The organism is Corallococcus sp. CA053C, from assembly GCF_003611675.1.
Taxonomy (GTDB): Bacteria; Myxococcota; Myxococcia; order Myxococcales; family Myxococcaceae; genus Corallococcus.
In genome coordinates, this window is sequence record NZ_RAWA01000035.1 from 19,261 (window position 1) to 40,762 (window position 21,502).

Annotated in this window: 13 protein-coding genes; 8 read left to right on the plus strand and 5 right to left on the minus strand. The window is 72.0% G+C overall.

The window, feature by feature from the left end:
- Positions 1-297 precede the first annotated feature (297 nt).
- The 6 genes from D7V97_RS07250 (at position 298) to D7V97_RS07275 (ending at position 9,839) form a co-directional block, all read left to right on the plus strand.
- Complete coding sequence (locus D7V97_RS07250; protein WP_120609864.1) at positions 298-1,740, plus strand: TolC family protein; 1,443 nt, start codon at positions 298-300, stop codon at positions 1,738-1,740.
- Positions 1,728-2,921, plus strand: coding sequence for an efflux RND transporter periplasmic adaptor subunit (locus tag D7V97_RS07255; protein ID WP_120609865.1), 1,194 nt, complete (start codon positions 1,728-1,730; stop codon positions 2,919-2,921). Before D7V97_RS07250 ends, D7V97_RS07255 begins: the two co-directional genes overlap by 13 nt.
- Positions 2,922-2,930: 9 nt before the next feature.
- Positions 2,931-6,095: an efflux RND transporter permease subunit gene (locus D7V97_RS07260; protein ID WP_120609866.1), complete on the plus strand. Its 3,165-nt coding sequence runs from the start codon at positions 2,931-2,933 to the stop codon at positions 6,093-6,095.
- A gap of 77 nt (positions 6,096-6,172) precedes the next feature.
- On the plus strand, positions 6,173-8,041 hold the full coding sequence (locus tag D7V97_RS07265) for a cyclic nucleotide-binding and patatin-like phospholipase domain-containing protein (protein WP_120609867.1): 1,869 nt from the start codon (positions 6,173-6,175) through the stop codon (positions 8,039-8,041).
- A complete protein-coding gene (locus D7V97_RS07270; protein WP_120609876.1) occupies positions 8,038-9,051 on the plus strand; it encodes a 3-oxoacyl-ACP synthase III family protein in 1,014 nt (337 codons plus the stop codon). Before D7V97_RS07265 ends, D7V97_RS07270 begins: the two co-directional genes overlap by 4 nt.
- On the plus strand, positions 9,048-9,839 hold the full coding sequence (locus D7V97_RS07275; protein WP_120609868.1) for a lysophospholipid acyltransferase family protein: 792 nt from the start codon (positions 9,048-9,050) through the stop codon (positions 9,837-9,839). Before D7V97_RS07270 ends, D7V97_RS07275 begins: the two co-directional genes overlap by 4 nt.
- On the opposite strand, the gene D7V97_RS07280 is transcribed toward D7V97_RS07275, so the two are convergent.
- Together D7V97_RS07280 and D7V97_RS07285 are read right to left on the minus strand one after the other, a co-directional pair.
- On the minus strand, positions 9,781-10,326 hold the full coding sequence (locus D7V97_RS07280; RefSeq protein WP_120609877.1) for a DUF2378 family protein: 546 nt from the start codon (positions 10,324-10,326) through the stop codon (positions 9,781-9,783). The genes D7V97_RS07275 and D7V97_RS07280 overlap by 59 nt on opposite strands.
- 201 nt (positions 10,327-10,527) lie before the next feature.
- Positions 10,528-11,049: a DUF2378 family protein gene (locus D7V97_RS07285; RefSeq protein ID WP_233582557.1), complete on the minus strand. Its 522-nt coding sequence runs from the start codon at positions 11,047-11,049 to the stop codon at positions 10,528-10,530.
- A 321-nt stretch (positions 11,050-11,370) separates the two neighbouring features.
- Here D7V97_RS07285 and D7V97_RS07290 point away from each other — a divergent pair, with 321 nt between their 5' ends.
- Complete coding sequence (locus tag D7V97_RS07290; protein WP_147444723.1) at positions 11,371-13,659, plus strand: hypothetical protein; 2,289 nt, start codon at positions 11,371-11,373, stop codon at positions 13,657-13,659.
- A gap of 61 nt (positions 13,660-13,720) precedes the next feature.
- Here the strand turns inward: D7V97_RS07290 and D7V97_RS07295 are convergent, their stop codons facing one another.
- Positions 13,721-15,814, minus strand: a complete 2,094-nt coding sequence (locus D7V97_RS07295; RefSeq protein ID WP_120609870.1) for an SEL1-like repeat protein — start codon at positions 15,812-15,814, stop codon at positions 13,721-13,723.
- 90 nt (positions 15,815-15,904) lie between these two features.
- Between D7V97_RS07295 and D7V97_RS07300 the strand changes: the two genes are divergently transcribed.
- Entirely contained in the window at positions 15,905-16,777 is an 873-nt protein-coding gene (locus tag D7V97_RS07300; protein WP_120609871.1) for an SDR family NAD(P)-dependent oxidoreductase, read from the plus strand.
- Here D7V97_RS07300 and D7V97_RS07305 read toward each other — a convergent pair.
- Both D7V97_RS07305 and D7V97_RS46615 read right to left on the minus strand, forming a co-directional pair.
- Positions 16,767-17,642: a methyltransferase domain-containing protein gene (locus tag D7V97_RS07305; protein WP_120609872.1), complete on the minus strand. Its 876-nt coding sequence runs from the start codon at positions 17,640-17,642 to the stop codon at positions 16,767-16,769. The genes D7V97_RS07300 and D7V97_RS07305 overlap by 11 nt on opposite strands.
- Entirely contained in the window at positions 17,639-21,259 is a 3,621-nt protein-coding gene (locus D7V97_RS46615; protein WP_120609873.1) for a serine/threonine-protein kinase, read from the minus strand. The genes D7V97_RS07305 and D7V97_RS46615 overlap by 4 nt, the downstream gene beginning before the upstream one ends.
- Between the last annotated feature and the right edge of the window lie 243 nt (positions 21,260-21,502).

Here is a 21,502-nt window from a genome sequence, read left to right on the forward strand (position 1 = left end):
AGCCCTACCACGGCTCCCCACAAACGCCACTTCATGGAAAACGGCATTAACGAGCAAATACCACAATTGGCACCGCCGTGACCAGCTGAACACCGCACCACCCCTCAGTCCTTCCGCCGTGCTGCCTTTGAGCGCCCCTCCGGCACGGACTGTCATCCCCGTCCTCCGGTCCAGTCCGCGCGCTCCGTCCAATCACTGTCAGGCACTTCGGTGTCTGTCTGTGTTGTCCATCGCTGCGGCGGCAACCCGAACCCATGGCGGCGAATGGGCTCCGCCCCTACCTGGGGAGCACCCTCTATGAACGCCCTTCTGTTCGCAGCCCTGCTTGCCAGGGCCAGTGCCACCGGCGCGGCCCCCGCGCCCGCGGGCCCCGAACACCCGCGGGTCCTCGTACAGAACCCAGACTCCGTCCCGGAGGTGCCACCGCCCTTCCAGCCGGAGGTGTCGGATCCGCTCCTCACTCCGGCCCCTCCCGCGCCGCAACAACTCACCTCCTGGAACGAAGCGCTCACGCTCCTGCGCCAGCGCTCGACCGACCTCCAGAGCGCGCTGGGACAGCTCGAAGTCGCCGCGGGCGTGTGGCGTATCGCGCTCGCCAACCTGCTGCCCACCGTGGGCGGCACCCTGTCTGCCCAATACAACGTGCTCAACCCGGACGTGCCCGCCGTCGGCGGCGGGGTGGGCGGCGGCATCGGTGGCGGCGTGGGCTCCGCCGGAGGCTTCACCCCCACGCCCCTGCTCGGCCTGGGCGTGCTCACCGCGTCCGTGCCCGTGGTGGACCTGGCCAGCCTCTATGCCCTGGGCAGCGCGAAGGAGTCGCGCCGCACCGCCGCCCTGTCGCTCGCGGAGACGCGCCGGCAGCTCACCCGCGGCCTCGCCCAGGCGCTCGTGACCGTGTCCTCCACGGAGCGGCTGGCGGAGGTCAACCGCGTCAACCTGCGCACCGCGCTGGAGCGGCTGGCCCTCGCGCAACGCCGGTTCGAGCTGGGCGCCGGCACCCGCCTGGACGTCGTCCGCGTGGAGCAGGATGCACAGTCCGCCCGCCGCAACGTCGTCATCGGCGACGAGGACCTGAGACGCGCCCGGGAGACCCTGGGACTCGCGCTGGGCACGCCCTCCGCCGTGGGGCTCGCGAAGGGGCTGGACCTGAACACCCTGCTCCAGGCCGCGAAACAGAGCTGCCACCCGCTGGAGTCGCTGGATCGCCGCGCGGACCTCGCCACGGCACGCTCCCGGCTGGTGGTCGCCGAACGCGCCATCGGCATCGTGAAACGCCAGTACGCCCCCACCCTGGACGTCACCAGCACCACCACCGCGCTCACCGTCAACCCGGGCTTCGCGGAGGTGCCCATCTGGAACATCGGCGCCAGCCTCGTGCTGCCCTTCTGGGACGGCGGCGCCCGCGAGGGCCGCCTTCGCCAGACGCGCGGCCAACTGGAACAGGCCCGCGCGGACGTCATTGCCCTGGAGCGCAACGTCTCCGTGGAGGTCACCCAGGCGAAGCGCACCGTGCAGGTGAACCAGGCGACGCGCGACCTGGCGGACCGCGAGCGCGGACTCGCGGAAGAGAGCGACCGGCTCACCCGCCGCAGCTTCGAGGTGGGCACCGGAACGAGCCTCGAACTGGTGCAGTCAGCCGGGGACCTGCGCCAGGCGGAGCTGGCGCTCGTGATTCGCGACTTCCAACTCCGTCAAGCGCAGGTGGACGCATTCCTGTCGGAGGCCGCATGCGATTGGTGAGGGGTGGTTGGGGTGCGTGGGGGCTCGTCCTCGCGCTCGCGGGCGGGTGCAGCGGCAGCAGCAAGGAAGGGGCGTCGTCCTCGCCCGGCGGAGGTCCCCAGGCCGGCCAGCAGGGCCAGGGCGCGAAGCCCGTCCCCGTGCAGGTGATGAAGGTGGAGCCCGGCCCGGTGCGCGACACCCGCGAGTACGTGGGCACGCTCATCTCCCGGCACAGCATCACCCTCTTCCCGCAGGTCGCCGGCTACGTGCAGTCCATCTCCGCGCGCCCCGGCGACACCGTGAAGGCAGGCCAGGTGCTGCTCGTGGTGGACCCCCGCCAGGAGCAGGCCAACCTGCGCGCCTCCCAGGCCCAGCGGACCTCCGCCATCGCCAGCCGCGAGTACGCGCGCCGCACCCGCGAGCGCAGCGCGCAGCTGCTCAAGGAAGGCCTCATCAGCCGCCAGGACTACGAGCAGGCCGTGGCCCAGGCCGAACAATCCGTGGCCCAGGCCCGGGCCGCGGAAGCGCAGATCCAAAGCCAGCAGGTGCAGCTGGGCTTCTTCAACGTGAGCGCGCCCTTCGACGGCGTCGTGGGCGACATCCCGGTGAAGCTGGGCGACTCCGTGACGCCCCAGACGGCGCTCACCCGCGTGGACCAGAGCGAGGCCCTGGAGCTGTCCGTGCAGGTGCCGGTGGATCAAGCCTCCCGCGTGAAGGTGGGCCAGACGCCGCTGGAGGTGCTCGACGACGACGGCAAGCCCGTGGTCCGCGCGCCCGCGTTCTTCGTCGCCACCACACCCGCCCCCGCCACCCAGCTCGTGGAGGTGAAGGCCGCCTTCCAGAACACCACGGGCCTGCGGGCCGGCCAGCTGGTCCGCGCACAGCTCGTCTACGACGTGCGCGACGCCTTGAAGATGCCCACCAGCGCCGTCACCCGGCAGGGCAGCCAGGCCTTCGCGCTGGTGGTGGCGGAGGGCGACGGCGGCACCGTGGCGAAGCGCCAGCCGGTGACGCTCGGGCTGGTGGAGGGCAACGACTACGAGGTGGTGAAGGGCCTGGAGGCGGGCACCCAGGTGGTCGTCAGCGGCGTGCAGGCGCTGCGCGATGGGATGCCCATCCAACCCAAACCCGCGCAGCAGCAGCAAGGCATGCCCCAGGCCCCCGCGCAGGGCATTGGCGGCGGCGCGGACGCGGGTCGCTAGGGGGCTGCCATGTTCACCGACTTCTTCATCCAGCGCCCCGTGTTCGCGAGCGTGCTGTCCATCCTCATCACGCTCGTGGGCGCCATCTCCATCCCCAGCCTCCCCATTGAACAGTACCCGGAGCTGGCGCTGCCCCAGGTGCAGGTGACGTCCACGTACACGGGCGCGTCCGCGGAGACGGTGGAGAGCGCCGTCACCACCGTGCTGGAGCGCCAGCTCAACGGCATGGAGGGCATGCGCTACCTGTCCTCCACCAGCACCAGCGAGGGCCTGAGCACCATCATCGCGACGTTCGACCCGGAGCGGGACGTGGACCTGGCCGCGGTGGACGTGCAGAACCGCGTCGCCACCGCCACGCCGCAGCTGCCCCAGCAGGTCAACGCGCTGGGCGTCACCGTGCGCAAGTCGCAGACGCAACTGCTCGTGTCCTTCGGCCTGTATGACAAGGAGAAGCGCTACACCACGGAGTTCCTCAGCAACTACGCGGACGTGTACATCCGCGACGCGCTCCTGCGCGTGAAGGGCGTGGGCGACGTGCGCATCTTCGGCGAGCGCCGCTTCGCCATGCGCCTGTGGTTGGACCCCACGGAATTGGCCCGCCGGGGCCTCACCGCGCAGGACGTGCTCAATGCCTTGCAGGAGCAGAACGTCCAGGTGGGCGCGGGCAAGGTGGGCCAGGCGCCGTCCTCCAGGGACCAGGCGTACCAGCTGTCCCTCCAGGTGAAGGGGCAGCTCAGCTCGCCGGAGGAGTTCGGCGCCATCGTCATCCAGCGTGGCGCGACGGGCGCCCTGGTGCGCATCCGCGACGTGGGCCGCACGGAGCTGGGCGCGGAGAACTACCAGCAACTGCTGCGCTTCAACGGCCAGGAGGCGGTGGGCCTGGGCATCACGCAGCTGCCGGGCTCCAACGCCCTGGAGGTGCGCGACGGCGTGGAGAAGGAGCTCCAGCGGCTGTCCGCCAACTTCCCGCCGGGCCTCAGCTACCGCGTGGCGTTCGACACCACGCGCGCGGTGAGCGCCTCCATCCAGGAGGTGCTCAAGTCGCTGGGCGAGGCCATCCTCCTGGTCGTCATCGTCATCTTCATCTTCCTGCACGGCTGGAGGAGCGTGCTCGTCGCGGTGACGACGCTGCCGGTGTCGCTCGTGGGCACGTTCATGTTCGTCAACGCGTTCGGATTCTCGCTCAACACGCTGACGCTGTTCGGCCTGACGCTGGCCACGGGCCTCGTGGTGGATGACGCCATCGTCGTCATCGAGAACGTCGAGCGCGTCATGGAGCACGACAAGGTGGACGCGAAGGAGGCCACCCACCGGGGCATGCAGCAGGTGTCCGGCGTCGTCGTCGCCACCGCGCTGGTGCTCTCCGCGGTGTTCATCCCGGTGTCCTTCTTCCCCGGCACCACGGGCGCCATCTACCGCCAGTTCGCGCTCACCATCGCGTTCTCCATCAGCCTCTCCGCGCTCGTCGCCCTCACCCTCTCCCCCGCGCTGTGCGCGCGCCTCTTGCGCGTCAACGAAGGGAAGAAGTTCCTCCTCGCGCGCAAGTTCGATGAGGGCCTGGATTCGCTCCGGCGCAACTACGGCAAGCTGCTGGGCTTCATGCTGGGCAAGGCACGGTGGGCTGTCGTCGCCGTGTTCGCTGGGTTCCTCGTCGCCACGGGGTTCCTCTACAAGTCCACGCCCACCGGCTTCATCCCGGAGGAGGACCAGGGCTACCTCATCGTCGCGGTGCAGGGCCCGGAGGGCACGTCGCTGGAGTACACGCGCAACGTGCTCATCCAGGTGGAGTCCCTCCTGCGCAAGCAGCCGGAGGTGATCGACATCTTCACCGTGGGCGGCTTCTCCCTCCTGGGCACGGGCGCCAACTACGGCTCGCTCTTCATCAACCTCAAGCCGTGGGAGGAGCGCAAGAAGAAGGAGGAGAGCGTGGCGGGTCTCGTGGAGCGGCTGCGCGGGCCGCTGTCGCAGGTGGGCGGCGCGCTCGTGCTGCCCCTGCAACCGCCCGCCATCCGCGGCGTGGGCAGCGTGGGCGGCTTCGAGTTCGTGCTGGAGGACCAGCAGGGAGGCCGCTCGCTGGACGAACTGGCACAGGCCACCCAGGCGTTGATCAGCCGGGGCAATCAGGAGCCTCGCCTTCGCGGCGTGTTCTCCTCGTACACGGCGGGCTCGCCGCAGCTCAACATCGACGTGGACCGGGAGAAGGCCAAGGCGCTGGGCGTGCCGCTCTCCACGCTGTTCTCCACGCTCCAGGTGTACCTGGGCAGCCAGTACGTGAACGACTTCACCTTCTCCAACCGCGTCTACCGCGTGTTCGTGCAGGCGGCCGTGCCCTTCCGCGACAACCCGAAGGACATCGGCAGCTTCTACGTGCGCGCGGACACCGGGGCCATGGTGCCCCTGGAGAGCCTGGTGAAGCTGACGCCCATGGCCACCGCGCAGAACATCACCCACTACAACCTCTTCCGCTCCACCAACATCAACGGCCAGGGCGCCCCCGGCGTCAGCACCGGGCAGGCGCTCACGGCCATGGAGGACGTGGCGAAGCAGGCGCTGCCCCCGGGCTTCACCTACGAGTGGACGGGCCTGTCCGCGGAGCAGAAGAGCGCGGGCAACACGGTGCTCGTCATCTTCGCGCTGGGCATCGTGTTCGTCTTCCTGGTGCTCGCCGCGCAGTACGAGAGCTTCGCCCTGCCCTTCGTCGTCATGCTCGCCGTGCCCGTCGCGATGATGGGCGCGCTCCTGCTCCAGAACCTGCGCGGGCTGGTGAACGACGTGTTCTGCCAGGTGGGGCTCGTGATGCTGGTGGGCCTGGCGTCCAAGAACGCCATCCTCATCGTGGAGTTCGGCGAACAGCTGCGCGCGCAGGGCCAGGGCGTCGTGGAGTCCGCCGTCAACGCGGCGGAGACTCGGCTGCGTCCCATCCTGATGACGTCCTTCGCGTTCCTCTTCGGCGTGGTGCCGCTGATGCTGGCCACCGGCGCGGGCGCCTCCGCGCGCAAGTCGCTGGGCACCGCCGTCTTCGGCGGCATGCTCTTCTCCACCTTCGTGAACCTCATCTTCATCCCGGTGCTCTACGCGCTGGTGGAGGGCGCGCGGAGCAAGGTCCTCAAGAGTCGGAAGTCAGGTAAGTCTCTCCCTCCTCCGGGTGAGCCACCGCGACCCCAGCCCGCGTAGAACGCGACCCGCACAGCGGGCAGGCACCGCGGTGCTGTATCCAGCGCTGGAGCACGTTGGTTATCCTTTATCGACGCATGGCTTTTCCCATCACGGTCGATGAGCGGCGTCGGTGGCTGTACACACTGAAACAAGCGCCCGCGCTGCGGCACACCCGCACGTCCATCCTGCTGCGTCTGCTGAGCAGGGCCCGTCCCGTCGAGCCTGGTCCGGGCACGGGCGTGTGCACGGAGGGCCAGGAGGTGGACGGTGTCTACCTGCTGCGCTCGGGCGAGTGGAAGGTGACGGCGGGAGGCACGGTGCTGCTGCACCTGCGCGCGGGCATGTCGCTGGGCGTGGAGGCGCTCGCGCGAGGCGTCTGGCCCGTCACGGTGACGGCGGTGACCCTGTCCCAGGCGCTCTTCATTCCCCGCGCGGAGCTGGAGGTGGCGGCCGGGGCTCCCCGGGTCGGCCTTCCCGCGCCCGGGCCTCGCGCGGAGGTGGTGACGTTCCAGACGCAGGGGCTGGAGCTGCCGCCCGCCGTGCTGTCCACGCTGGTGGAGCTGGTGGCGAAGGTGATGGTCCACGACTTCGGGGACCGGGTGCTGCTGGTGCGCGCAGGGAGGCGGGGGACGAAGGGCGCGGTGCGCGGCGCGGACGGCGTGTTCCGCCGCACGGTGGGGCCCGGGGGCGCGGCGCACGTCGAGTCCTGGGTGGCTCCGCTCGTGGCTTCGGACGAGGACTTCGACTGCGTGCTGGTGGACGGGCTCCCGGTGCCGGACGGCGTCACGGCGCGCGAGGTGCGGCTGGTGCCCTCCGCGGGCGAAGCCGTCGTGGCGTCCGGCGCGTCGGTGCTGCCCACGGTGCTCCTGTCGCCGTGGAAGCCCGGGAGCAGCTCGAGTCTGAAGGGCCGCCCGCTGCCGGACGAGGACGGGTGGGACTCGGACGCGCCGCCGCCTTCGTGCCGGCTGCGACTGGATTGGGAGCGGCTGCTGGTGCGGCCCGGGGACACGCGGCCCCTGGCGGCGCTGGGGTTGGACGCGGGGACGCGGGACGCGCTGTCGCGCTGGGCCCGCGCCATCACCGGCAGGCGCGTGGGGCTGGCGCTCAGCGGCGGCGGCGTGTGGGGCTTCTACCACGCGCACATCTTGCGGAGGCTGACGGCCCTGGACGTGCCGGTGGACTTCCTCAGCAGCGCCAGCATGGGGTCGCTGGTGGGCGCGTACTTCTGCGGCACCGCGCGCGACGGACGCGAGGGGCTGGATGGCCTGCGCCGGCTGCGCTACCGCGCGAAGCACGGGCACCTGTCCGCCGCGGCGCTGTCGTCCGTGGTCACCACGCAGGCCATGGAGTGGCTGGTGCGCGGCGACCTGGGAGACCTGGCGCTGGAGGAGCTGCCCACGGGCTTCCTGCCGGTGACGACCGACCTGACCACGGGCCGCTGCGTGGTGCTGGAGCAGGGGCCGCTCGCGCTCGCCGTGCGCGCCAGTGGCTCCGCGCCGGGGGTGTGGGCGCCCACGCTCCAGCCGCCCGCGCGCTACGTGGACGGGGCCTTCACCAGCATGGTGCCGGTGGACGTGCTGCTGAACGCGGGCGCGGACCTGGTCTTCTCCAGCAACATCTTCCCCGCGGGCCACCATCAGGCCTCCAGTCCACTGCTGCCCGGCGCGGTGGGGCTGTTCCTCTCCGCGCTCAACCCGGTGGCGCGGGCCAAGGACCTGCTCGCCAGTGGTGTGTTGCTGTTGCATCGCAATGGCGACCTGGAGTCGGCGCGCGGCGACCTGCGCTACGACGTGGGCACGCGGGACCACCCGCTGCTCGGCTCCATGCGCTTCACGCACGTGGACGCCGTGCTGGATGAAGCCGCGCGCGACATGGCGCTGGAGCAGAAGCTGCTGGAGTTCAAGCAGGCCTGGGAGTCGCTGCGCGTGCGGCGCACCCCGTGTGGCGGCAGGAGGGCCGCTTGATCCCCGTCCGCATCCTCGGCACGGCGAGCGTGCTGCCGGGGCCGCCGGTGACGACCGCGGAGCTGTGCGCGCGGGTGGGGCGCGACGCGGCGGAGGTGGAGCGCAAGACGGGCATCCGCACGCGGCACTTCGCCCCGGCCGGCCTGCGCGCGGCGGACCTGGGGGCGCAGGCCCTGCGGGGCGCGCTGGAGGCGGCGGGCCTGGAGGCGACCGCGCTCCGGCGCATCCTCTTCGTGTCGTCCATGGGCGGGGATGTCCTCACGCCGGCCAATGGCAGTCGGGTGGCGGCGGCGCTGGGGCTCGCGGGGACGTGTGACGCGATGGACGTGACCAACGCGTGCATGGGCTTCTTGAGCGCGTTCGACCTGGCGGCGCGCTCGGTGGCCACGGGGCTGGGGCCGGTGGGCGTGGTGTCGGTGGAGCTGCTGTCGCGCACGACGCGGCCGGAGGACCCGCGGCCCTGGCTGGTGCTGGGCGACGCGGCGGCGGCGGTGGTGCTGGGCGCGGCGCGGCCCTCCCCAGGCAGGCTCGGTGACGGCGGGCTCGGTGACGGCGGGCTCGGTGACGGCGTGCTGGGCGCGGCGTTCGGCAACGACGGCACGCTGCCCCCGGACGTCGTGCTGGAGAACCCGCTGCTGACGGACGCGCCCCCGGGGATGCGCTTCCTCACGCCTGTCCGCGACATGACGCGTGTGGCATTGGGAGCGCTGACGCGCGCGGCGAAGGCGGTGCTCACGGAGGCGGGGCTGACGGTGGCGGACGTGGAGTGGGTGCTCACGCACCAGCCGAACGGGAGCATGTTCACGGCCATCCTCCAGGCGCTGGAGGTGCCGGCGGAGAAGAGCGTGACGGTGGTGGACACGGTGGGCAGCGTGGGCTCGGCGTCGCTGGGGACGGGGTTGGACCGGCTGTGGCGCACGCGTCCGGTGAAGCCGGGGGACCGGGTGCTGATGGTGGGCGTGGGCGCGGGCGTGGCGCACGGCGCGGTGCTGTACCAGGTGGGCGGGTGACGGCGACGGGCGCCGCGGCGCGGGCCGCGTGGCTGACGACGTTCCGCCTGCTCCAGCGCTACCACCGCTACGAGGTGGTGAACCTGGAGCCGCTCCTGCGCCCCGGCGCGAAGCTGCTGGTGGGCTACCACGGGCGCCCCCTCGCGGTGGACCTGTGCATGCTGACGGTGACGCTGCACGACCGCCTGGGCTACCTGCCGCACGGCATCGCGCACGGCGCGTTCGACCAGCTCCCCGGCATGCGGGAGGTGACGGAGGGGCTGGGCTTCGTGACGGGTGACGGGCCCCGGCTGGCCGAAGCGGTGGCGAAGGGCGAGCACGTGCTGGTGCAGCCGGGCGGCACGCGCGAGGGCTGCCGCGACTTCCGCCACCGCTACCGCGTGGACTGGGGCGGACGGGTGGGCTACCTGCGGCTGGCCGTGCGCTACGGGCTGCCCATCGTGCCCATCGCGGGCCACGGCATGGACGACGCCTACCTGGGGCTGAACGACGGCTACGCGTGGGGCAAGCGGCTGGGGATGCCCGGGCGGCTGCCGCTGTGGCTGGGCGTGGGCGCCACGGGGCTGTGGCCGCTGTCGCTGCCGTTCCCGGTGAAGATGACGCAGTGGGTGGGCGAACCGCTGACGCGCCACCTGGACGCCGGGTTCGACGCGGAGGACCGGGACGCGCTGCTGGCCGTGCACCGCGACGTCACCGGCGCGGTGCAGGGCCTGCTGGACGCGGCCGGTCCTACCAGCGCACGCGGTACGTCGCCGCGCGGCCATTCCGGGACTCCACCACGGTGGTGAGCCCCTTCACGCCGGTGGCCATCGTCCCGAAGTGGCAGATGGCGCCGATGAACTCCGGGTACGTCCCACCCTCGTTCACCTTGATGCGGTAGTCCGTGTCCGACACGCGCTCCACCTCCACGTGGAGGAAGTTGCTGCCCGAGGCCAGGTTGCGCGACGTGCGCTCCAGCGCGCGTGCCGGCCCCAGCAGCTTGAGCATGCCGTGCAGGGCACGGCCCATGTTGGTCTCGAAGTAGCCGCTGACGAAGCGCTCGCCCAGCATCCACTGCGCCTCGGACATGGGGACGCCCGGGAAGAGCTCCTCCGCGCCGACCTGCAGCGCCCGCTGCCAGATGGCGTTGGGGTACGCGGGCTCCAGCTTCTTGTCCACGTCCAGCCCGGCCGCCTTCAGCTTCGCCTTGAGCGGAGCCTCCAGCCGACCCTTCAAGGCCAACAGCAATCCTTCGACCGTATGGCCGAACACGAACTCAGTCTGATTGGACGACACCGGGAGCTCCTTCGCCACGTCTCGGGGGATGACGCGGTTCAGTTCCTCCTGGCTAGACCGTTTGTGGCCTTGTCGACAACCCCTACATCCCCCGGGTGATGACGATTCGACGGGCAGTCCGGGGGGCCCCGGCCCGGCGTGACATGACGTGTCGTATCGGGGAGGCGACCTGAGAGGTCCCCGGCCCGGGTCGCCGGGGGGCTACCAGCGGGCCCGGAACGTCGCGGAGATGCCCGCGCGCGACTCCACCACGGTGGTGAGCCCCTTCACCCCGGTGGCCATCGTCCCGAAGTGGCACAACGCCCCCATGAACTCCGGGTGGAGCCCGCAGTCGTTCACCTTGAGCCGGTAGTCCGTGGGCGCCAGGCGCTCCACCTCCACCTGGAGGAAGTTGCTGCCGGTGGCCATGTTGCGCGACGTGCGCTCCAACGCGCGCGCCGGCCCCAACAGCTTCAGCATCCCCTTCAACGCCCGCCCCATGTTCGTCTCGAAATAGCCGCTGATGAAGCGCTCCCCCAGCAGCCACTTCGCCCGGGGCATGGGGACGTTCGGGAAGAGCTCCTCCGCGCCCAGCAGCAGCATCTGCTGCCACTGCGCGTTGGGGTACGCCGACTCCAGCTCCCGATCCAGGTCCAGTCCCAGGGCCTTCAGCTTCTCCCGCAGCGGACCTTCCAGCCGGCCCTTCAGGGCCAACAGCAATCCTTCGACCGTATGGCTGAACACGACCTGTTCGTGAGAACCCAGGACGCGGCGCTCCCTGGCTCCGGCTACGACCCAAACCGTGGATCCCTCGCTCATCGGCAGCCCCCCATCTGTATCCATGACAATCCCAGCCGTGGATCCCTCCCGGGATTCTCCCAGATGGGTCAGGAAGAGGATGAACGGATCACGTCCCGTCCACCCATCAACAGACACACCTCCCGCGGGCCCGGCTTCCCGCCCGCGGATGACCGCGCGACACTGCCTCGCGACGCGTGTCCAGCGGCCCCTCGGACGGGCTGCCTGTCTGTCATTGCTTGAAGTCCTGGCCCTGGGGGGATGTACATGAGCTGGAGCATCGAGGTACCCGCCGTGAACACGCTGAACCGTCCGTTGGGGGATTCCTCCCAGGAGCAGGCCCTGGGCCGCGCGGAGTGCAGCGTGAACCGGAAGGTCCCGCTGCCCGGAGGGTCGGTCCTGCTGGGGGCGTCGCTCAAGGTGCCGGTGGAGCTGTTCAACGGCCCGGAAGACAAGGACGCGGGAGGCGTCGTGGGCAAGCGGAGCGCGGACGCTCCGGACGGCTCCACGCCCGAGCCCCTCTTCCTTCCGGATGGGATCACCTGCTGGTTGAAGTACGCCGCCGAGCTCAACGCCGAAGCCAGCGCGGAGGGCTCCCTTCCCTTCCTCACCCTGGACGGCAAGGGCGCCATCAACGTACGGGTGGCGGACTACCGGGGCCACCCCACCCGGAACCTCCTGGGCGACACGCTGCGCGAGGACGCGAAGACGCTGCGGCTCCCCTTCCAGGTGGACGACGTGCGGGCCCTGGGCCCCGACGATGCGCTCGCCTTCCAGGCGCGCATCCAGTTGAAGACCGGCGCCACCCTGTCGTGGCCCATCGTCACCGCGGCGGTGGTGACGGCGCTCGCGAAGCGGGTGGGCCGGGCCGTAGCCCTCCAGCTCAAGGCCGACGTGGGCCTCTCCGTGGGCGGCTCGCTCCAGTTGGAGGACGAGCTGTGCCTCGTCTTCTCCCGACCGAAGAACCCGGGCCCGTTCACCGTGTCGGTCCGCAAGGCGACCTCGCACGGGGGCGCCGTGAAGATTGAAGCAGGCGCCACGCTCGGGGTGGAGTCCCCGGTGCTCACCGCGCTGCTGACCTCCGTGGCCTCCACCGAACAGGCCCAGGAAGTATCGAAGGTGATGGAGGCGCTCGAGGCCGGGAAGCTGAGCCCGACGCTGCTGACGGTGGCCACCGCGCTGCTCGGGGGGCTGGGGTTCAAGGAGGAGCTGGACGCGACGCAGACCACCGTGGAGAAGGTCTACGGCGAGCTGAAGACGCTCATCAAGGACAGCGTGTGCGCCACGCTGAAGGCGGGCTTCGAATACGAGTACGCCCGCTGCACCGAGGACACGACGCTGATGGAGCTGGAGGTGCCGGAGGCGTCGCTGGGGGACGTGCACGAAGCGCTCATCTCTGGCGACCTGGCCCGCATCCAGCGCCAGGTGAAGGACGCCTGGACGCGCCGCTACTTCCAGATGACTTCGATTGAAACGCAGCGCACCCGGAGCTTCGGCCTGGGCTGGCGCGACGTCTTCCTGGCGAAGTCCGAGGACAGCAAGAAGCTGAAGGCCGTGGCACAGCACGCCTCGCGCGACCACGTGAACGGACCGCGCCGCTACGCCTTCCAGGGCGCTCGCTCGTACAAGCAGGAGGGTTGGCTCGCGGGGGCCCAGGTGCTCCAGGGCATCGACTTCAGCGCGCAGATGCCCGGGTTCTCCACCCGGCCGAGCGCGGATGCGTTCGCGTATGCCTTCTTCGCCCAATCCCGGTTCCAGGGCAGCCCGTCCCTCCAATGGCTGGAGGACACGGCCCGGGTCTGGGGCGCGCTGCCGGACGGAGGCTCCCCTGAACGGCTCACCGCGCTCGTCCAGGCCGCGCCGCGCGGCACCCGCATCACCGCGCGCTTCGAGCTGCGGATCGACTCGCCCACGTTCAAGAAGCTGCTGAAGCGGATGGGGACCGACCCGGCGGCGGAGCTGGACTGCTTCGCCATCGCGCTCGCGCGGGCGCTCCCGTGGGAGTCCGTGGCCTTGCGCGCCTCCCCCGCGGTCCGGCAGCAGATCTACGCGCCCCTCTGGAAGAAGTACCTGATGGACCGCGCGAGGAACTGGGACAAGGCCTCCATCCTGCGCGGCGTGGATGACCGCTTGAAGCGGATGCAGCCGCCGGCCGCCCTCCAGAACCGGACCTGGGAACAGTCGGCGATGGCGGGCGGGGCCCCCACGCCGGCGACCTTCATGGGCGTGATGGAGAACGCCTCCCGGTACGGCGGAGACGTGGGCGGCAGGCCCTACGGAAAGGTCTACGAAATCTGGGCCCGGCTGACCCAGCGGCTCCAGGCCTTGCAGCAGGCCATCGACGCGCGGAGCCCGCTGTCGGACGACCCCGAACACTCCATCATCGTGGATGCGTTCGACCCGCTGGAGGACTCGGGCTCCGACGGGTTCCGGCTCACCGCCACCGTCGCGTGGTTCCTGGAGCTGTCACGGCACTGGGGCTTCCGCGCGGACCTCCAGCCACTCGTGGGGATCAAGGTCGGCGACCAGCCGGAGCTGCTCCTCACGTCCGTCTGAACGGCGGGGGTCCTCTCCGCACGGGAGCGGCGCTTTTCGCTGGCCGCTCCCCCCCGCGTCCCTACTCCTGGCACTCCAGCTCCCGCCGCGTTTCGGACAGGAGGGCGCAGGCCCTGCGCCGGGCCTCCTGGGCCTTGAGCACGTTCCGGACAATGCCCTGGCCTTCCTCCAACTGCTTCGCCAGCAGCACGCAGCCCTCCGGCTCGCCCCGCTCGCACGCCATGGAGGCGAAGATCACCACGCCCTGCGGGGACCGCACCCCGCGCCCCCCTTCGTCATGCATCTGCGCCATGACCAGACAGCCCAGGCCGCTTCCGCCCGTGCAGGCCCGCACGCCCGCCTCCTTCGCCGCCTCCGGGTCCTCGACCAGGCCGAGCCCCTTCTGGTAGCCCTCGGCCACCTCGCCACAGGCGTCCGGGTTGCCGTCGTCGCACGCCGCCAGCTGCTTGCGACGGCTGGCCGTCGCTGGCGGCAGAGGAAGGCCCAACTCCTCGCAGGACGGGTTCACGTGCGCCTTGCAGGCCTGGACCTTGAGGCGGTGCAGCGCCTCGGGGTCCTTCGCCCCGGACGCGTCGGAGGACCGCGCCGCACCGAGCAGGCGGGAGCAGGAATAGGAATCCTCCAGGGCGAAGCAGCCCCGGCTCCACGCCTGGTGCGCGCGCGCCTTGCTCGTGAACCCGGTTTCGGCGAACTCGAAGAGATCGCCCAGGGCATGACACGCCCGGCCCCCATCGTCCCGCGCGCAGCCCTTCTCCAGGAACTGCCGGCTCTCGCGGAGGTGGATGGGCCCACCCTTCCACCACAGGTACAGATCCACCAGCTCCACGCACCCGTCGACATCGCCTCCGTCGCAGCCCTGCTGGAGCGCCCGCTCCGCCCCTGCCTCGCTGCGAACCGCCCCCGACATGCCCCGCCTGAGGAGCAATCCCAGACGGGTGCACGCATTGGCCCGCCCGGCCTTGCACGCGGCGTCCAGCCGCGCCACGGGGTCCAGCACGGTCGCGTTCTCCATCGGCACCACCCGCCGCGCCGGCTTCACCCGCGCCGGGTCGAGTCGCAGCGACTCCAGCACCGACGACGGCTTCGCTTCCTCGCGCGGCTCCGGGCGCGGCGCCGGCAGGTTCAATCGCAGCGACTCCAGCACCGACTGCTTCGGCTCCGGCCGGGGTGCCCCTTCCGGCGTGAGCCCCAGCATGCGCCGCATCGCCTCGCAGCCCTCGGGGACCTCGTTGTCGCACGCGTGCTTGTAGAACACCGTCGCGCGGCCGGGGTTCTGCTTCACGGAGGCGCCCTTCTCGTACGCCACCCCCATCAGGTAGCACGCCATCCCCTTCACCTCGCCCGTCCCGGGGGCGTCACACATCCCGCGGATCTTCGCGAGCTTCGCGCCGTCCTCGGCCGACACCGCCGGCTCCGGCGTCGCGCGCCCGGGAAGCTCGGCGCGCTCGCACGCCGTCTTCGAGCCCAGGTCGCACGCCTGACGGAAGTAGCTCACCGCGAGCTCCGGATCCTTGCGCACGCGCGAGCCGTCCTGGAACTCGTTGGCCATCGTGAGGCACGCGGTCACCACCTCCGCGTTGCAGGCCTTCACCAACAGGTCCATCCCGCCGGCCACGTCCTGCGTGAGCCCGAAGGCCCCCATCAGCTTCAACACGCCCAGGTTGTTGCACGACATGCCGTCGCTGTGGATGCACCCGCGCTGGAAGAAGTGCACCGCCTGGTCCTGGCGCTTCTCCACCCCGCGCCCCTCGCCGTACAGCAGCGCGAGCCGTCCGCAGCCCTCCCCGATGTCCCGGTCACACGCCTGCTGGTACAGCTTCGCCGCGCCCGCTTCGTCCTTCGCGATGCCCCGGCCCTCCTCCTTCAACTGCCCCAGCCCCACGCAGCTCCTCGTGTCTCCGCCGTTGCAGCCCAGCTCGTACAGCGTCGCCGCCCTCGCCTCGTCCTTCGGGACGCCGTCGCCCTTGAGGTGGCGCCCGGCGCTGTTGAAGCACGCCTCCACCCGGGTCCCTCCGCACGTCCGCAGGTACAGCGTGGACAGCTGCTCCTCGGCCTCCGACTTCGCCACCTCCTCGGAGGACGAATGGGCACACGCCACGAGCATTGCGAGGGCTGGCAACGCCAGCCACGCGAAGAGGGATTTCACTGAAGGCATGTCTCATCCTTCCACCCCACCGCGGCCCGGTCGAGGACCCCCACCGTCACCCGGGCCCCACGCACACCGCCTTCCTATGATTGACGCACCATGCAAGCGCCACCTCGACCAACACCCCGCCCGCAGCCCCCAGAAGCCCTCTCCCCACGGGGCCCTCCGGACCCACGGTGGGCCCTCATCCTCGGCGCCTCGTCCGGCACGGGCGCGGCCATCGCGGAGGCCGTCGCGCGCACGCCGGGGTTGAATGTCTTTGGCGTGCACCGGGGCCGCTACCCGGAGGCCGCGGACCGGATGGAGGCGAGCGTGCGCGAGGCGGGCCGCGACGTGCTGCTGCGGCAGGCGGACGCCTCCACCCCCGAGTCCGCCGACGCGGGCGCGGACGCCCTGCTCGCGCACGCGGGCCCCCAGTGCGTGAAGCTCTTCGTCCACGCCATCGCGGGCGCGTCCGTGGGGCGCTTCCTGTCGGAGGGGCCGGACCGCCTGCACCCGCGCCGCGTGCAGCGCACCTTCGACTGCATGGCCCACTCGTTCGTGTACTGGACGCAGGCGCTGGTGGAGCGCGACCTGCTGGCCCCGGACGCGCGGCTGCTGGGGCTGCAGAACCCGTTGGATCAGACGCACCTGGGCAACACCGGCCTCATCAGCGCCTCCAAGGCCGCGCTGGAGATGTACGTGCGTCACCTGGCGGTGGAGCTGGGCCCCAAGGGCCACCGGGTCAACCTGCTCAAGTTCGGCACGGTGATGACGCCCGCGCTGAGCCACGTCTACTCGCCGGAGGCCCTGGCCCGGCTGGAGCAGCGCCACGCGGCCATGAACCCCGCGGGGCGCATGTGCACGGTGCAGGAGGTGGCGCGCTTCGTCACCGTGCTCACCGGCGACGACGCGGGCTGGTTCAACGGGGCCACCATCGACTTCACCGGTGGCATGACGCTCCGGCTGATGGACCTGGTGCTCAATCCCTGACGGCCGGCGCCTGCTCCGGAACGCGGAACGTGAGGCAGTAGTAGAACGGTGACACCTGTTCCTCGATGACGCCTTCGGCGTTGCGGGGCAGGAGCGCGCGCGGGCTCCGGGCATCGCGCGTGTAGAACGTCAGGGCACGGAAGGCCGCGCGCTGGAACAGCGACGGACGCAAGCTCGCGTCCAGTTGCTCGTCCACCACCACCAGCGGCGTGCCGGGCAGGGCCACGCGCGCCATCTCCAGCAGCGCCACCGCGGGCTGGCGATAGCCCCCGATGCCGCCCACGTGGAACACGCGGTCGAACGTCGCGTCACGGAAGGGCAGCGCGTGCGCATCCGCCAGGAGCAGCCGGGTGTCCTGCATGCGCCGATCCTTGCGCAGCCGCTTCTCGCACTGCGCGAGCATCCCGGTGCTCAGGTCCAGCCCCCACACCTCCACGTCCAGGCCGGGCGGCAGCGCGCCCCGGATGCGCGGCAGGTTCGCGCCCGCGCCCACGCCCACCTCCAGCACCCGCACCGGCTGCCCGTCCTCGCGCGGACGCAGGGCGCCCAACTCCAGCCGCCGCATGTACCCGTCGCGCATCCGCGACTCGGAGACGGACTGGAACAGCGGCGTCAGCACCGCCGTCAGCGGATCATGCAGCGCGGGCAGCCCGTCATAGAGATGGCGCATCAAGCGGTCCGTGCCCTGCACGCGGTCTTCGCGGAATAGCCGCGCGACGCCCTCGTCCACGTCCCACGTCTCGCCGCAGCCGCCGCAGCGCAGCCGGCCCTCGGTGATGCGGTCGTCCTCGTTGAGTCCGTGCCACACCAACCGGCCCCGGCAGTCCGGACACGCCAGGACCGCCACGTCGCCCACTCGCATCATCGCGTCGTCACCGCCATGCCTTCCGCCGTAATGCCCAGGGCCTGCTCGGCCTCGGCGCGCGCCAGGTCCTCGCGCGCGTCCAGCCGGGTGAAGTCCTCCACCGCCCGCCGCAGCAGGTCCGCGCGCTCGGGGTCTTCCACGGGCAGGTGCCGGGCCCACTCCAGCCGCGCGCGCGCCGCCTCGTAGGGCATCCGCCGCTTCGTCGCTTCGGTGATGCACCGCTGCCACGCGCGGAACGCCTTGGGGTGCTTGCCCGCGAGCCACGCCTCGCAGCCGCGCCACAGCCACGCCGAGGGCTCGCCGAAGGGGAACACCCGCGCGAAGTCCTCCACCGCCTTGAGCGCGACGCGGGCGCTGTGCGACAGCGCCTGGAGCCCCGGCCCCGGCGTCTCGCGCGCCCACAGCGTGAGCAGCACCTCCGCGACCGCCGTGGCCCCGAAGTAGACGAAGTGCGCCACCGGCTTGCCGGCCGACAGCCGCACCAGTGCCTTCTCCGCCGCCGCGCGCGCGCCCGCCGCGTCGCCCTCGCGCAGGCACAGGAGCGCCAGCGTGCCGTCCACGATGATGCGGTCGGTGGCCCCGCCGTGCGCCTCCGTCCACGCCAACGCCGGCTCCAGCGCGACGCGGGCCCGCCCGTGCTCGCCCAGCCGCAGCAGGATGTGCGCGCGGTAGTGCATGGCCCAGTGCTGCGTCTGCACCGCGCCCCGGCGCACCGCGGACGCCTCCAGCCAGTCCATCAGCGGCAGCCCGCGCGCGAACTGGCCCTGGTAGCAGAGCGCCACGGTGAGCAGCGCGCGGCACTCCTCCGCCAGCCGCAGGTCCCCCACCGAGTCCACGATGGACGTCGCGCGCCGAAGCCACGCCTCCACGTCCTGCCAGTGGGCCTGGTACACCGCGCACACCGCGTTGCGGTTGAGCACGTAGGCCAGGTCCACCGGGCGGCCCACGCGCTCCGCCACCTCCCCCGCCCGCTTCACCCACGCGTCCGCCACCCGGTGCACCGGCACCGTGCCCGCCACCACCGCCATCACCGTGTAGCCGCGCGCCAGCTCCGGCGAGGGCCCCGCGGGCTCGCACAGGTTCAGCATCCGCAGGCCGCTCCAGAGCACCGGCAGCGCTTCCTGCGCGTAGATGAACGCGTCCGTGAGGCGCATCAGCAGCCGGCCCGCCACCCGCCGCACCTCGCGGCGCCGCGCCGAGTCGTCCACGTACGCGTCCGGCCGAGCGCTCTGCGCCAGCCGCGACAGCGCCTGCCAGAGCGTGCCCAGCACCCACCCGGTGCGCGTCGTGGGCACGGGCCAGCCGAAGTGCCGGAGCGCCGCCTCCGCGTGCGCGCGGAAGGCCTCCAGGTCTCCCAATTGGAAGCGCGCCTCCGCCAGCAGCGCCTCCATGTGGCCCTGCTCCCGCGCCGTCGCGTTCGGGGCGCGCGTCAGCGCCCGCGTGAGCAGGGGCAGCGCCTCGCGGCACGCCCCCACCTCCAGCGCCTCCTCGCCCGCGCGCCGCGCGTGGAGCGCCTCGCGGGCCGCGTCCTGGGCCTGCCCCCAGTGGTACGACAGCGCCGCGGCGTGGCCCCGCGGATGGGCCGCCTCCAGCGCCTCCGCCGCGCGCCGGTGGAGCGCGGGCCGCGACCCGGGCGTCAGGTCCTCCAGGAGCCGCTCCCGCAGCTTGTCGTGCGCGAAGCGCCAGCGGCCGTCCGCCACGTCCAGCACCGCCGCCGCGGCACAGTCGGTGAGCCACGCCTCCACGTCCACGCCCGGCGCCGCCCGCTGGAGCACCGGCAGGTCCAGCTCCCGGCCGAGCAGCGCCGCCACGTCCAACAGTCCCCGCGCGGACCGGGGCACCTTCTCCAGCCGGCGCTGCACCAGGGCCCGCATGCCGCCCGCCCACACGCGCTCCGGCAGCGCGCGCGCCTCCAACCGGTCTCCGAGCTGGGCTCCGAGCCGGTCACCGAGCCGATCCAGGCCGCCCGCGTCCTCCGCCAGCGCGCGCACCACCTCCACGAGGAAGAAGGGGTTGCCCTCCGTCTCGCGGCGCAGCAGCTCCAGCACGTCGGGCCGCCGGCCCACGGCGCCCAGCATGGACTCGCCCAGGAGCGCGATCTCCTCCGCGTCCAGCCGGGGCAGCCGCAGCGTCCGGGAGCCGGGCACGCGCTCGGGCAGCTGCGGGGTCTCGTCGTCGCGGAAGCTCGCGAGCAGCAGCAGCGGCAGCCCGGAGGCCCGCGCCGCGAGCCGCGCGAGCAGCTGGAGCGACTCGCTGTGCGCCTGGTGCAGGTCCTCCAGGATGACGACGGTGGGCTGGGACAGCCGGGCGAAGACGTCCTCCACCGTCTGGTGCAGCCGCAGCTGCGCCATCTCCGCGTCCAGCTCCGGGGCGGCGGGCACCGCGTGGCCCAGCAGCGCCTCCATGTCCGGCACCAGCGGCTTGAGGACGCGCGCCTCGCGGTCGGACAGCTCCGTGAGCATGGGCAGCCAGCGCAGCACCGCGCGCCACTCCTGGTACGGCAGGCCGCCGGTGTCCACCGCCTGCCCGCGCACCACCACCGCGCCGCGCACGAGCGCCTGCGCGCGCATCTCCTCCAGCAGGCGCGACTTGCCCACGCCGCTCTCCCCGCCCACGAGCCACGCGCTGCCCTGGCCCGCCATCGCGCGGTCGAGCACGTCCATCAGGTGCTCGCGCTCGCGCACGCGGCCCACGAAGCGCGCGGACTGCAGGAAGCTGTCGCGCGTGGCGGCGGACTCGGCGGGCAGGGGCTGGTCGGTGGCGGCGCACAGCGCGGCGATGGCGGCCTGCGCGTCGCGTGGACGGCGGTGCGCGTCCGGCGCCACCAGCTGCTCCAGCAGCGCCTTGAGCGCGGGCGGGAAGCCCGGCGTCGCGAACACCTGGCCTCCGTGGGGCAGCCGCCCGAAGAACATCTGGCACGCCATGGCGCCGAAGCCGAAGAGGTCGGTCTGTTCGGACGGGGGCTGGTCCTCGAACAGCTCCGGGGCGAGGTAGCCCGGGGTGCCCGCCGGCTGCGCGCGCCGGCCCTGGTCGCGTCCCACCGCGAGCCCGAAGTCCAGCACCTTCACCTGCCCGTGCACCACCAGCACGTTCCCGGGCTTCAGGTCGCGGTGGATGATGCCGCGCCGGTGCAGGTACGCGAGCGCCTGGAGCGTCTGCACCAGCAGCGACACCTGCGTCGTCAGCGGCGCGTCCGTACCGGCCTCCACCAGCGTGCGCGCGTCCTCCAGCAGGTCCATGGCCAGGTAGGGCCGGCCCTCGTCGTCGAAGCCGTAGTCCAGCACGCGGATGACGTGCGGGTGGCGCAGCGACACCAGCGTCTGGAACTCGTGCGCCAGCGACAGCGCCATGCCCTGCGTGGCGAACGCGGAGGGCGTGCCCTTCCCGGGGTGCCGCGCCAGGTCCGCCACCGTCTTGTGCAGCCGCTTGAGGGCCACCGGCCCGGACAGCCCGTCCTGGGCGAGCCACACCGTGCCCGCGCCGCCCCGACCCAGCAGGTCCAGGATGCGGTAGCGACGGCCCACCACCTCCGGGCCCACCTCCGGACCCACTTCGGGAGACGACTCGGGCTCCGGCAGCTCCGGCCGGATGGGTGTCTGGGAGATGGGGTGAGACATGAGGGGAGGCCGCCCTGTCGTCAGGATATCCCCCCTTCCCGTGCGGGAGGGGATTGAATGCAAGTCGGGTAAAGGCGAGCCGGGTGGCGCTCGTGACCCTGGGGAGCGACCCGGCGGGCATCACCGGGCGGGCCGTCTTCCCCGGGGGGTGGCAGCACCCCATTTCTTGGGTCTGGGACACAGGGAGGAGCGTCGATGGCGGGCTACGACTTCGATTTGTTCACGGTGGGCGCGGGATCGGGC